We start from the raw sequence: 12,088 nt of genomic DNA on the forward strand, positions 1-12,088 counted from the left end.
GCCCTGCTGTCCACCATTTCCGAACGCGATCAGGACCAGGACATGGTGGTGCTCTCGACCCTGCATGCGTCCAAGGGCCTGGAGTGGCCGCACGTGATTCTGGTGGGGGTGACCGAGGGCATGCTGCCCTTCAAGCACGACGACCACGAGGGCCGCCAAAAGGTGGTGGCCGAGGACACGCAGCAGCGCCTGCAGGAAGAGCGGCGCCTGATGTACGTGGGCATCACCCGGGCGCAGCGCACGCTGGCCGTGAGCTGGACCAAGCGGCGCAAGAAGGGCCGCGAGATGGTGCAGGCCCGGCCGAGCCGCTTCATCGCCGAGATGGGGCTGGACCGCACCACCGCCCGCGAAGACCCGCGAGAAAAGCTCAGGGCCCTGCGCGCGGAGTTCGCGGCCAAGGCCAAGGCCAGCAGCGACGCTGCACCTATGTGACGCGCGCACGCAACACCCGCATGTAGGTCAAGATCGCCACCGACATCCGGCGGCGGCCCGTCTCTGGAAAAATGGGCACCGGCAAGCAATCCAGCGCCCTGGCCCCGCCAGGTCGCCCACTGCCATCGCGGCAAGAAACACCATGTACATGCATCAACCTCACAGCACCCCTCTCCTGTCCCTTCGCCGTGCCCATGCTGGTGCACCGGGCATGGCGGCCACCCGCCGCACGGTGGCGTTGGCGCTGGCGGTGCTGGCACCGGCCGGTGCAGCTTTCGCACAAGGGACCCCCACCCCGGGCATGGCCCCTGGCAGCACCACCGCGGGCGACCAGGCCGCCTGGCGCCGCTGCGCCGCACTGTCCGACGACAACCAGGCCCGCCTGGCCTGCTTCGACCAATGGGCCGGCCAGCAGGCCTGGCAGTCGCCCGCCGCCACGGCCGAAGCCAACAATGCCGTGCCGCCCCCGGTGGACACCACGCTGCCGGCCACGCGCATCATCGAGGTGGCGCGCACCGAGGGCTGCCGCGACCCGCAGTACAGCGATCTTTCGCGCTTCTGGGAGTTGGAGTCGGGCAGCGATTGCGGCACCTTCAGCTTCCGCGGTTACCGGCCCATCACGGCGTCGGTGGTGGGTGCGAGCAACGTCAACCGGCAGCCCACCTCGGGCAACGATGGCAACTCCGCCACCGAATCGACGCCCTACCGGCGCGCCGAAACCCGCATCCAGCTGTCGGTGCGCACCAAGATTGCGCAGGGCCTGCTCACCCAGGGCCACCCGACCCTCAAGGACTCGGTCTGGTTCGGCTACACGCAGCAGTCGTACTGGCAGCTGTTCACCTCCGACATCTCGCGCCCCTTCCGCACCACGGACCACGAGCCGGAAGTCATGTATGTCTACCCCACCGACGCCAAGCTGCCCTTCGGCTGGCGCTGGCGCTACAGCGGCATCGGCCTGGTGCACCAGTCCAACGGCCAGAGCAAGCCGCTGTCGCGCAGCTGGAACCGCGCCTACCTGATGACCGGCCTGGAACTGGGCAACGACATCAACGTGCGTGCGCGCCTGTGGAAACGCTTCTCCGAAAGCGCAGGCAGCGACGACAACCCCGGCATCAGCGACTACGTGGGCCGCGCCGAGCTGGCCGCCTTCTGGAACTACGACAAGGACAACACCCTGGGCGCCACGATGCGCCATTCGCTGGGCAACAGCGACCGCGGCTCGCTGCGGGTGGAGTGGCTGCAGACGCTGGGCTCGGGCTTTCTGGGCAGCAAGAGCAACCTGCGCCTGCACACCCAGCTGTTCAGCGGCTCTGGCGACAGCATGATCGACTACAACCGCAAGCGGACGGTGTTCAGCCTGGGGTTGAGTCTGGTGGATTTCTAGCAGGGTACATCCCGCTGAGTCGCTGGCGCGCCTCGGCACCGCCGCCAGAGGCGGCGGCTCTTCGGGCACGTCCAAGCCTGCGCAGGCAGGCTTGGAGCCGCGGCCCTCAGCCCCTTTTCCCGAATCGCTGCGCGATTCGGGAATGGGGAGCGGCGGGGCGGCCCTTGCGCGGTGGCCCTGGCCCAGGCTGCGCGCGTTCGGCCAGCAGCAGCAAGAACGCGGTCCAGGCAAAGGGTGCTCACCCTCTCACAAACCGTTACTCAATTGCGGTCAAGTTTCATTTGCAGTTGCCGAGGGGCCGCGCACAATGGCACGCGCACCGACTGGCATGCCAGTGCGGATCACGCGCCGATAAGAGGCGTTTTCCGGCCCCATTCCCTGCGATTGCCCTGTGGTGCGCCCTCGACAATGCCCCCAGAGAGGAACCACCATGGACATGCAATACCAGCTCAAGGCCGGCAGCTATTACCTGTACGACATGCGCGAGGCGCCCAGCGCCGTGACGGGTGAGCGCAGGTTCAAGCTCAAGACCGATACCGTGGCCATTGCCTTCGATGCGCACACCGGCCAGGTGCACCAGCATGGCAGCCCCACGCGCATCCAGTCCTGGGCCAACAACACGCGCCGCCGCCTGCGCGCTGCCGGTGCGCAGGACATGGCCAACGACATCGTGGTGGTGTCAGGCCCGCTGCCGGTGGACGAGCTCAACAAATGCCTGTGGGTCAACGGCTACGTGCGGCGCATGTTCTCGCGCCTGGCCAGCCTGCCGCATGGCAAGCTGCAGCGCGGCACCACGGCAGAGCAGCCCTTCCGCAAGGCGGCCTGAGCCGCCAGCGAACGGCGATGCCCAGGGGCCGCTCACGCGGCCCTTTTCGCGTCAGCGCGGCACGCAGCCAGCGGTCAGAGCGAGGCCTCGGCCGTTCCGTCTTCCGATTCCGCTTCAGGCTCCAGCTGGCGCGCCACGTCGACATGCTTGACGATGGTCACGGGTACGGGGCTGGCATGGGCCACCTCCTGCGACACCGAACCCAGCAAGGCACTGCTGATGGCGCCCTGCCCGCGCGCACCGATGACGACCAGGTCGCAGCCGCTGCGCTCGATCATGTCCACCAGGGTGTGGGCCACGTCGCCCACGCCGATGTCGGTTTCGTAGGAGACACCGGCCGCATCGAGCAGGGCCCGGGCCGGTGCCATGAGGTGCTCGCCGGCCTCCAGGCTGGCGGCGGCGATCAGGTCGGCATCGCGCGCGGTCACCATTTCGTAGAGCGTGGCGGGCTCCTGCACATTGGCCAGCACGATGCTGGCCGTAAGGCCCTGGCGCACCAGGCCCAGGGCATGGTGCACGCCGTCCAGGGAGAGGTCCGAGCCGTCCACGGCGATCAGGATCTTGAACATGGGTTCTCCTTCCGTTGGTTTACGGACCAGTGTACCGATGCACGGTGCGCACAGGCACCCATGGCCTCACGTCCCGTGCGGTCTGGGACAATGCAGCCCATGCTGCAGTTCGACCTTCTCACCACCGACCCTACCAGCCACGCGCGGAGGGGCACGCTCACGCTCAACCACGGCGTGGTGCAAACACCGATCTTCATGCCCGTGGGCACCTATGGCACCGTCAAGGGCGTGATGCCGCAGAGCCTGCACGACATGGGCGCGCAGATCATCCTCGGGAACACCTTCCACCTGTGGATGCGCCCGGGCCTGGACGTGATGGAGAGCTTTGGCGGGCTGCACGGCTTCGAGCAGTGGAACAAGCCCATCCTCACCGATTCGGGCGGTTTCCAGGTCTGGAGCCTGGGCGCCATGCGCAAGATCACCGAGGAGGGCGTGACCTTCGCGAGCCCCGTGAACGGCGACAAGCTGTTCATGTCGCCCGAGGTGAGCATGCAGATCCAGACCACGCTCAACAGCGATATCGTGATGCAGCTCGACGAGTGCACGCCTTACGAGACCAAGGGCCACCTCACGACGGAGCGCGAGGCGCGCCAGTCGATGGAGATGAGCCTGCGCTGGGCCAAGCGCAGCCAGGACGAGTTCCACCGCCTGAACAACCCCAACGCGCTGTTCGGCATCGTGCAGGGCGGCATGTACGAGAACCTGCGCGCCGAGTCGCTCGCGCGCCTGGTGGAGATGGACTTCCCCGGCTACGCCGTGGGCGGTGTGTCGGTGGGCGAGCCCCAGGACGAGATGCTTCGCATCATGGCGCACACGCCGCATCTGCTGCCCGCTAACAAGCCGCGCTACCTGATGGGCGTGGGCACGCCCGAGGACCTGGTCGAGGGCGTGGCCCAGGGCGTGGACATGTTCGACTGCGTGATGCCCACGCGCAATGCACGCAACGGCACCATGTTCACGCGCTATGGCGACCTCAAGATCCGTAACGCACGCCACAAGAGCGACCACCAGCCTCTGGACACCAGCTGCACCTGCCACGCCTGCGCTGGCCAAAGCGGCATCTCGTGGGAGGCCGGCGGGCGCGAGGGTTTCAGCCGCGCCTACCAGCACCACCTGGACCGCTGCGGCGAGATGCTGGGCCCCATGCTCACCAGCATCCACAACCTGCACTACTACCTGAACCTGATGCGCGAGGTGCGCGAGGCGCTGGACGCGGGCAGCTTTGCCCAGTTCCGCGCACAGTTCAAGGCGGACCGGGCGCGCGGCGTCTGACTACCATTCCCCTGCAGCCGTGCCCCCGTCCCTGCGCAACGTGCTGCTGTGGCCGCTGCGGCTGATCGGCCACCTGGCCGGCTGGCTGCTGGCGCTGGTCATCGTCTTCGAGGAATGGGGCTGGGAGCCGCTGCAGCGGGTGCTGGCGCGCATCGGCCGCTGGCCCGGACTGCGCTGGATCGAAGGCGCCGTGCGCAGCCTGCCGCCCTGGGCCGCGGTGCTGGTGTTCGCGCTGCCCTCGCTGATGCTGCTGCCCATCAAGCTGCTGGCGCTGTGGACCATCGGCCAGGGGCATGTGCTGCTGGGCATGCTCATCATCGTGGCGGCCAAGCTGGTGGGCACGGCGGTACTCGCCCGCCTGTTCACGCTGACCCAGCCGGCACTGCTGCAGCTGCGCTGGTTTGCCTGGCTCCATGGCCACTGGACGCGCATCAAGGCGGCGCTGCTCGCCCGTGTACGGGCCTCATGGCCGTGGCGCGTGGGCCGGGTGCTCAAGCGCCAATGGCGCCAGCGGTGGCAAGCGTGGCGCGCCAGGTAGCCAGAAGCCATGTCCGCCCCGCCGGGCACCCGCCCGCGCTGAAAGCGCGGCGGCCAGAGCAGCGTCACGGTGCCCCTCGATAATCGGCGCGACACATCTGCGCACACGACTCCATGGACTTCCAGCTCGACCTGGCCACCGTTCTCCTTCTCTACAACACCTCTCTCATCGCCGGTGCCCTGAGCATCTTCCACATCCGCCGCCACTCGTGCCGACCCCAGGGCCTGGCATCGCTGGCCGCGGCCTATGTGATGCTGGCGGTGGGAGCGGTGCTGGCCTGGCGCGGCGAAAGCGCAGCCCTGCCGATGTGGATGTGGACGCATGGCAGCCTGCTGCTGGGCACTGGCGGGTACGCCCTTTTCTGGGCCGGGGTGCGCAGCTTCAGCGGGCGCAGGCGAGTGCCCTGGCGGGCCGTGGTGCTGCTGCCGCTGGCATGCCTGGCGGTGGGCATCGCCACGGGGTTTCCCCTGCAGAATCTGTTGCGCGCAGGCGTCTTCCACGCCACGGCCACGCTGGTACTGGCGGCCTGCACGTTCGAGATACTGCGCGACCGCCGCGCCGAGCCCCTGCCTTCGCGCACGCTGATGGCCGCCTTTCTGGGATTGAGCGGCAGCATCTATGCCTTGCGGCTCGCCTACATCCTCAGCGGCACGGCAAGCTCGCCCGGCTTTGCCTGGGCCTTCTCCGTGCAGATGTTCTGCCACTTCGGCATGGCGCTCATGGTGGCGGCACTGTCCAATGAGCGCGCCGAGATCCGTCTGGAGCAGGCGGCCCACACCGACCCACTGACCGGCACTGGCAACCGGCGTTGGCTGGAATCGCGGTTGCCTGCCCGGCTGCCACCCCAGAGTGCCATCGCCCAACTGGACCTTGATCGCTTCAAGCAGATCAATGACCGCTATGGCCATGCCGTTGGTGACCGGGTGCTGGTGGAGTTTGCACGGTGCCTGCAAGGGCAGTTGCGCAGTTCGGATCTGCTGGCGCGAATGGGCGGCGAGGAGTTCGTGGTCTACCTGCCGGCGGTGACACAGGCGGAAGCCCAGGCAATTGCCGAGCGGCTGTGCTCCAGCGTTGCCATGTTGCACATCGAGGCACAGGGGTCGCGGATTCCGGTCACGGTCAGCATCGGCCTGGCCTGGGTACATGGCACGCCCATCGCTGCGGAGATATGGTTCAAGAGGGCGGACGATGCCCTCTACAGGGCCAAGCAATCGGGGCGCAACCAGGTGGTTCTGGCGGCAAACACTGCAGTGCAAGGAGTCTGACCGCCTGAAAAACATGCCGCCCGGACACCACTGCCCACCGTTGCCAGAATGGTCTGCACCCAGGCCTCCAAGGGCGCTGGGAGATTTCACAGCTACAGTGGGTGCCAATTGCCTCGCGGCCCTGAACCTCAACGCATGCCGTCTTTGCTTCGCCCCCCCTCCCCCGGCACCGCCGCCGGCCCGCTGAAGGGCTGGGGCTTGTGCACGGCCATCGGCTTGCTGGTCTTTGCTGCGTCGCTGCTGGGCATTGTGACCCGGCCCCTGGGTTTCATGGCCGCCTTCTGGCCCGCCAATGCGCTGCTGCTGGGCCTGCTGGTGCGCTATCCGCGCCTGGCCGCGTCGGGCACCTGGGCCGCCGCCGCCGTGGGCTACGTGGCCGCGGACCTGGTGACGGGCACCGCGCCCCTGGTGACGCTGTGGCTGGCCGCCGCCAACCTGTGCGGCGTGGCCACGGGCTGGTGGCTGTTCGGCCAGGTGCCGGTGGCCACGCGCTTCCTCAAGCGGCAGATGTCGGCGGTGCTGATGTTCGGCATCTGCGTGGCCGCCAGCGCGGCTGCCGCGCTGGCGGGCTCGGGCACGGGCCCGCTGCTGTTCAGCACCACCTGGCCCACGGCCCTGGGCATGTGGTTCTGCACGGAGCTGATCAACAGCGTGCTGATCCTGCCGGTCATGCTGAGCCTGCCGACCCCGCAGGAGGCACGGCGCACGCTCAAGAAGCGCCGCTGGTCCCGGCGCCGCTGGAAGTACGCGGCGCCCCTGCTGGCGCTGGCGGCCAGCGAGGCGGCGGCGATCGCCATCGGCGGCCCCGGGGCGCTGGCGTTTCCGGTTCCGGCGCTGCTGTGGTGTGCGCTCACTTACGGTGTATTTGCCACCAGCGTGCTCTCCATGCTGACCTGCTTCGGCCTGGCGATTGCGGCCGGCGCGGGCATGCTGGACCTGGCGTTCGCACCCGCCAACGCCTGGGCCGTGTTCTCGCTGCGCGCGGGCATCTCGCTGCTGGGCCTGGGCCCGCTGTCGGTCGCCACGGCCAAGGCAGCCAGTGTCGAGGCCATGCGCCGGCTGCACCGCGCGGCCAGCCACGACTTCCTGACCGACGCCCTGGCGCGCCGCGCCTTCATGGCCCAGGGCAGCAAGCTGCTGGCCCGGCTGGCGCGCGAGCGCAGCAGCGTGGCCGTGCTGATGCTGGACCTGGACCACTTCAAGCGCGTGAACGATACCTATGGCCACGCCCAGGGGGACAAGGTGCTGCACGGTTTTGCCGCGACGGTCAGCGAGGCGCTGCGGCCCGGTGACCTGTTCGGCCGGCTGGGCGGGGAGGAGTTCGCCGTGGTGCTGCCGCGCATCCGCCAGGCCGATGCCATGGCGGTGGCGCGGCGCCTGTGCAAGCAGGTGCGCAACCACCCATTCGCCCTGGCGGGGCAGCGCGAGCCGCTGCACGCCACGGTGAGCATCGGCCTGGTGGTGCGCACCGGCGTATCGGCCCAGGACTCGCTGGGCGCCCTGATGTCCGATGCCGATGCCGCGCTGTACCAAGCCAAAGCGACCGGCCGTGACCGCACCCACTTGTACGAGCCCGGCTCCACGCCAGGCCCTTGTGGGCGGGTTGGCTTTATCGCATCAGGACACGCCGCCGGGTGCCACCGGTCCTGGCGCCACGGGCGGCGCGGGCGGGATCACCGGCAAGACCTGGGGTGCCGGTGCGCCGGCCGCGGCGGCGCCGCAGGCATGGCAGAAACGGGCGAAGGCGCTCTTGCGCGTGGTGCACACGCCGCAGTGGTCGAACAGGCCGATGCCGCAGTGCGGGCAGAAGTCGATCGCCTCGTTCTTGAGGTCCACCGGCCGCTCGCAGCCGGGGCACACGCTCTTGGCCAGGCGCGCGAGGGCCACGTCGTAGCTCAGCTCCTTGCGCCGCTCCTGGTCGGGCAGGGCCTCGGCCAGCTTCTGGCGCTCCAGGTAGCGGTTGAGGGCCAGGATGGCGTAGCGCCCGACCAGCACCGTGATGCCGATGCCCACCACGTAGCGCACATAGCCGCCGTAGCTGGGCAGGTAGGGCACCAGCTCCACGAAGAAGGCGAACAGCGCGAAGAAGATGAAGCCCCAGACGAAGGGCCAGTAGGTGCCCTTGCGCTTCTTGACGAACAGCCAGCCGGCAATGGCCAGGAGCGGCAGGGTGAGCGCCAGGCGGTACAGGAAGACGCGCAGTTCGAGCTTGCGCTGCTCGATGGACATGCGGCCATAGCCCTCGCGCTCCATCTCGCTCTGGCGCTGCTGGGCGGCGCTGGCGGCCTGCTGCGCATCGAGCGCGGCCTGCTGCTGTGCCTCGACCGCCTGTTGGGTCTTGCGCTCGGCGAGCTTGAGCACGTCGAGCTTCTGCGTGCGGGCGATGACCTCGGGGTCCTGGTCGGCGCGCTGCGTGGCGCTGCGCGTGGCCAGCCAGTTGTTGAAGGTCTCGCGCTCGGCGGCGCTTTCGCTGCGCGCCTTGCTGCGCTGCAGCTGGGCCTGCTGCAGCGCGGTCTCGGCGTCTTCCTCGGCCTTGCGCGAGCTGCGCACTTCCTCGCGCACCCGGTCGTAGGCGGCCTTGTCGACGAAGTCCTCGACCACCAGGCGCTTTTCGACCTGGGGCAGGTCGCCGACGATGGTACCGCCCAGGCCGATCAGGAAGCCGGCGAAGACGAAGGCCACCAGCCACAGGCCGCGGCGGAACCACTTTTCGGAAAGCCGCAAGGATTTGCTCATGGACCGTTCTCCCTCTTGCCAATGGGGCACCCGGGCAGCACGCCCAGGCGCAGTGTCACGTCACTTCAGGACCAGCGTCGCAGGGGCCGCGCCCAACTGGGCGCGCTGCAGCCACGTGAGCATCGAGTCCACCGTCACGGTCTCGATGCGGTCGGAGAAACGCTTGTCGTTGGGGTGGTCGTCGAAGGCGATGTTGGCCGAGCCCACGCGCCCGCCCATGCGGGTCAGCGGCCCGATCTTGAGCGTGGTGGGCTCGTAGCCCTTGAACTTGAGCCAGGCCTGCGCCTGTTCGCGGCTGTTGACGGTGGCCGGCTCCATGGCGGCGGCCAGGGTCTCCAGTGCCCACTGGTTGGACTGCTGGTACTTGGTGCCCCAGACATAGCTCACCATGCTGTAGGCCGGCTGGTTCATGGCCTTGGTGCGGCCCTTGTCCTGCAGCAGCGCGACCAGGCGCTGTTGCACCTCGGGCGTGGGCACGGCCCACACGGCCTCGTAGCGCCACAGGTCGTCGAGGAAGAACTCGCCCAGGCCCTGGCGGTACAGGTGGCCCACGGCGGTGCCGCATTCGTTGAGCTTGTGCGCCACGCGCCAGGGGCCCTCGGGGGTCTTGTAGGCCCAGCCCAGGTGCGAGTAGCGCAGCCCGTACTTGCTGAGGTCCTGGCCCGCGCGGCCCAGCATCACGACCTGGGCACCGGTCGCGTCCAGGGCCTGGGAGGTGCGCTCGGCCAGCTGCATGCCGCGCTCCACGGTCTTGGCCGACGGCGGCTTCTGGGCCTCGCAGGAGCGGCCCGCATGGGCCTGGGTGGCAGGGAACAGTGCAGCGCCGGTCAGCAGAGCGGAGCCCAGGACCCGGCGCAGGCCGGGCGGGTGCAAGGTGGCTTGTGGGTGCATGGCTGCCTTCTCCCTCACAGGCGCTCGTTGTACAGCAGCGCGCGGCCGATGGCGTTGGGCACGAAGGCCAGGGCCTCGCCGGCCACGGACAGCACCACGCCCGAGCCGATCACGGTGCAGACCACCACCGTGCCCACGGCATGGGCCGAAGCGCCGATGCCACGGCCCAGCACCTCGACGCTGACGCGGGCACCGTCCGAGGCGCGTTCGAGCACGTACACGATGCCCACGGCCGAGACCTCCACGGCGCGCACCGAGAGCACGGCACCACCGACCGACAGGGCTGCTGGCAGGGCCACGGCGGCGCCGGCAGCGGTCGAGGCGACCGAGGCCGTGCCGACCACGGAGGCCACCGGCAGCAGGGACAGCGCGGCCGAGGCCTCGCTCTGGGCGCGGGCCGGCAGGCTGGCCAGGGCCGCAAGGAAGGTGGCGGCCAGCAGTGTGCGGGCCAGGGTGCGTTGCAGGGTTCTCATGGTCATTCACTCCTCAGAGGTTGGCGCCCCCGGCACTCGCTGTGCCGGGGAATGGCATTTGGACAGTATCAGTTGCTGCTGTTCTGAGCAGCCGACTGGGCGGCTTCGCGGCGGCCCTGCAGCCGGGCTTCGGCCAGGTCGGCTTCATGGCGGTCACGCAGCATCTTGGCCAGCGTGAAGGCGGTGGTGATCAGGTACAGCCAGCTCACACCGAGGAAGGCCTTGTAGGTCACGTTGATCTCCATGCCGAACAGGCCCCAGCCCGTCAGGACCATGGCGACCGCAAAGCCGCCCCAGACCACCAGCTTCCACATGGGGGTGTCGCCAGCGCCGCGGCGCGCGGCGCTTTCGTTGTCCCGCACGAACTTGGCCAGCACGAAGGCGGCCGAGAGGCAGAACACATAGCCCATCACCATGAACGCGCGCTCCAACTGCTCCCCGGGCAGCCAGGCCAGGCCGACTGCGCACAGGAACACGGCAATGCCGAACGAAATCCACACCTGGAGCTGCCAGGCCTTGGTATCACGCTGAACGACGAAGGAAGATGCGGACATACAGGTGGTGTGGCCCTGGGGCCGTTGTTGAACACGGAACGAATGGTCGCAAAGCGCCAGCCGGGTGTCCGCATTGAACCACCACAGTGGCGTCGCGCCGGCTCCCCAGTATCGTTTTACGGTACTTGGTCACACTTTGACACCCTTATCCGAGCCGAAAGTTGCTTGCAAACTACCACCGGCAGCGCATCGGCGACAGCCAAGGCAGCCCGGGTCTTTGACAATTCCGGCGATTGCGGGACCTGCCCGCGCGACCCATTCCCTGGAGACCCCATGACCAAACCCTATGACATCGTCGTCCACGGCGCCACCGGCTTCACCGGCCGCCTGGTAGTGGAATACCTGCTGCAGCGCTACCCCGCCGGCAGCGGCCTGCGCTGGGCCATGGGCGGGCGCAGCGCCGAGAAGCTGGCCGCCGTGCGCGACGAGCTGGGCGCCCCGGCTGACATGCCCCTGGTGGTGACCGACAGCGCCAGCACGGAGAGCCTGCAGGCGCTGATGGCGCAGACGCGCCTGGTGCTGACCACCGTGGGGCCCTACCAGCTCTACGGCAATGAGCTGGTCGCCGCCTGCGCCGCCGCCGGCGTGGACTATGTGGACCTGTGCGGCGAGCCGGCCTGGATGCGCCACATGATCGACGCGCACGAGGCCGCGGCCAAGGCCAGCGGCGCGCGCATCGTGTTCTCGTGCGGCTTCGACTCCATCCCCTTCGACCTGGGGGTGTTCATGCTGCAGCGTGAGATGAAGGCCCGCTTCGGCCACCCTGCCAGCCGCGTGCGCGGGCGGGTGCGCAAGCTCAAGGGCACGTTCTCGGGCGGCACGGCGGCCAGCCTGCAGGCCACCATGGCCGCCTCGGCGGCGGACCCCAAGGTGCTGGAGCTGCTGAAGAACCCGTTCTCGCTCACGCCCGGCTTCGAGGGCCCGCGCCAGCCCACGGGCCACAAGCCCATGGAGGACGAAGCCCTGGGCATGTGGGTCGCGCCCTTTGTGATGGCGGCCATCAACACGCGCAACGTGCACCGCTCCAACTTTTTGCTGCAGCACGCCAGGAGGGCATGCTCACCGACCCAGTGTACGAAGGCAAGTCCATGCACGGCATGATCGACATGGTGCGCAAGGGCGAATTCCCCGAAGGCTCCCGTGTCCTG

13 protein-coding genes and 3 pseudogenes are annotated in these 12,088 nt (G+C 68.8%); 9 read left to right on the forward strand and 7 right to left on the reverse strand.

Annotated features, from left to right (window positions below):
• The 3 genes from ACK59X_RS22465 to ACK59X_RS22475 all read left to right on the forward strand — a co-directional run.
• A partial coding sequence (locus ACK59X_RS22465) for a 3'-5' exonuclease (protein ID WP_409960599.1) occupies positions 1-432 on the forward strand: 432 nt, incomplete at its 5' end.
• A 211-nt stretch (positions 433-643) separates the two neighbouring features.
• A complete protein-coding gene (locus ACK59X_RS22470; RefSeq protein ID WP_409960600.1) occupies positions 644-1,816 on the forward strand; it encodes a phospholipase A in 1,173 nt (390 codons plus the stop codon).
• 430 nt (positions 1,817-2,246) lie between these two features.
• On the forward strand, positions 2,247-2,642 hold the full coding sequence (locus tag ACK59X_RS22475; RefSeq protein WP_409960601.1) for a hypothetical protein: 396 nt from the start codon (positions 2,247-2,249) through the stop codon (positions 2,640-2,642).
• A 74-nt stretch (positions 2,643-2,716) separates the two neighbouring features.
• Here the strand turns inward: ACK59X_RS22475 and ACK59X_RS22480 are convergent, their stop codons facing one another.
• A complete protein-coding gene (locus ACK59X_RS22480) occupies positions 2,717-3,211 on the reverse strand; it encodes a universal stress protein (RefSeq protein WP_409960602.1) in 495 nt (164 codons plus the stop codon).
• A 99-nt stretch (positions 3,212-3,310) separates the two neighbouring features.
• Between ACK59X_RS22480 and tgt the strand changes: the two genes are divergently transcribed.
• From tgt to ACK59X_RS22495, 3 genes are all read left to right on the forward strand, one after another.
• Positions 3,311-4,483 (forward strand): tRNA guanosine(34) transglycosylase Tgt, encoded by a 1,173-nt coding sequence (gene tgt / locus ACK59X_RS22485; protein WP_409960603.1) that lies wholly within the window; start codon positions 3,311-3,313, stop codon positions 4,481-4,483.
• A gap of 19 nt (positions 4,484-4,502) precedes the next feature.
• On the forward strand, positions 4,503-5,021 hold the full coding sequence (locus ACK59X_RS22490; protein ID WP_409960604.1) for a hypothetical protein: 519 nt from the start codon (positions 4,503-4,505) through the stop codon (positions 5,019-5,021).
• A 113-nt stretch (positions 5,022-5,134) separates the two neighbouring features.
• Positions 5,135-6,286, forward strand: coding sequence for a diguanylate cyclase (locus ACK59X_RS22495; protein ID WP_409960605.1), 1,152 nt, complete (start codon positions 5,135-5,137; stop codon positions 6,284-6,286).
• Positions 6,287-6,654: 368 nt separating this feature from the next.
• Here the strand turns inward: ACK59X_RS22495 and ACK59X_RS22500 are convergent, their stop codons facing one another.
• Both ACK59X_RS22500 and ACK59X_RS22505 read right to left on the reverse strand, forming a co-directional pair.
• Positions 6,655-7,083, reverse strand: coding sequence for a hypothetical protein (locus tag ACK59X_RS22500; protein WP_409960606.1), 429 nt, complete (start codon positions 7,081-7,083; stop codon positions 6,655-6,657).
• Positions 7,084-7,140: 57 nt separating this feature from the next.
• Positions 7,141-7,488 (reverse strand): hypothetical protein, encoded by a 348-nt coding sequence (locus ACK59X_RS22505; RefSeq protein ID WP_409960607.1) that lies wholly within the window; start codon positions 7,486-7,488, stop codon positions 7,141-7,143.
• Between ACK59X_RS22505 and ACK59X_RS22510 the strand changes: the two are divergent.
• Positions 7,403-7,792 (forward strand): annotated as a pseudogene (locus ACK59X_RS22510) (GGDEF domain-containing protein); the annotation flags it as partial. The gene ACK59X_RS22505 and the pseudogene ACK59X_RS22510 sit on opposite strands and share 86 nt — an antisense overlap.
• A 111-nt stretch (positions 7,793-7,903) precedes the next feature.
• Here ACK59X_RS22510 and ACK59X_RS22515 read toward each other — a convergent pair.
• From ACK59X_RS22515 to ACK59X_RS22530, 4 genes are all read right to left on the reverse strand, one after another.
• Positions 7,904-9,022, reverse strand: coding sequence for a serine endopeptidase (locus tag ACK59X_RS22515; protein ID WP_409960608.1), 1,119 nt, complete (start codon positions 9,020-9,022; stop codon positions 7,904-7,906).
• A 60-nt stretch (positions 9,023-9,082) separates the two neighbouring features.
• Positions 9,083-9,913 (reverse strand): DUF2145 domain-containing protein, encoded by an 831-nt coding sequence (locus ACK59X_RS22520; protein ID WP_409960609.1) that lies wholly within the window; start codon positions 9,911-9,913, stop codon positions 9,083-9,085.
• Between the two features lie 14 nt (positions 9,914-9,927).
• Complete coding sequence (locus ACK59X_RS22525) at positions 9,928-10,386, reverse strand: hypothetical protein (RefSeq protein ID WP_409960610.1); 459 nt, start codon at positions 10,384-10,386, stop codon at positions 9,928-9,930.
• Positions 10,387-10,454: 68 nt separating this feature from the next.
• Positions 10,455-10,940, reverse strand: a complete 486-nt coding sequence (locus ACK59X_RS22530) for a YiaA/YiaB family inner membrane protein (RefSeq protein ID WP_409960611.1) — start codon at positions 10,938-10,940, stop codon at positions 10,455-10,457.
• Positions 10,941-11,213: 273 nt separating this feature from the next.
• Here ACK59X_RS22530 and ACK59X_RS22535 point away from each other — a divergent pair.
• Both ACK59X_RS22535 and ACK59X_RS22540 read left to right on the forward strand, forming a co-directional pair.
• Positions 11,214-11,987, forward strand: a pseudogene (locus ACK59X_RS22535) (saccharopine dehydrogenase family protein); the annotation flags it as partial.
• Positions 11,981-12,088: pseudogene (locus ACK59X_RS22540) on the forward strand (aminocyclopropane-1-carboxylate deaminase/D-cysteine desulfhydrase family protein); the annotation flags it as partial. The pseudogenes ACK59X_RS22535 and ACK59X_RS22540, both read left to right, overlap by 7 nt.

The organism is Acidovorax sp., assembly GCF_046339755.1.
In the GTDB taxonomy this organism is placed as follows: Bacteria; Pseudomonadota; Gammaproteobacteria; order Burkholderiales; family Burkholderiaceae_C; genus Acidovorax.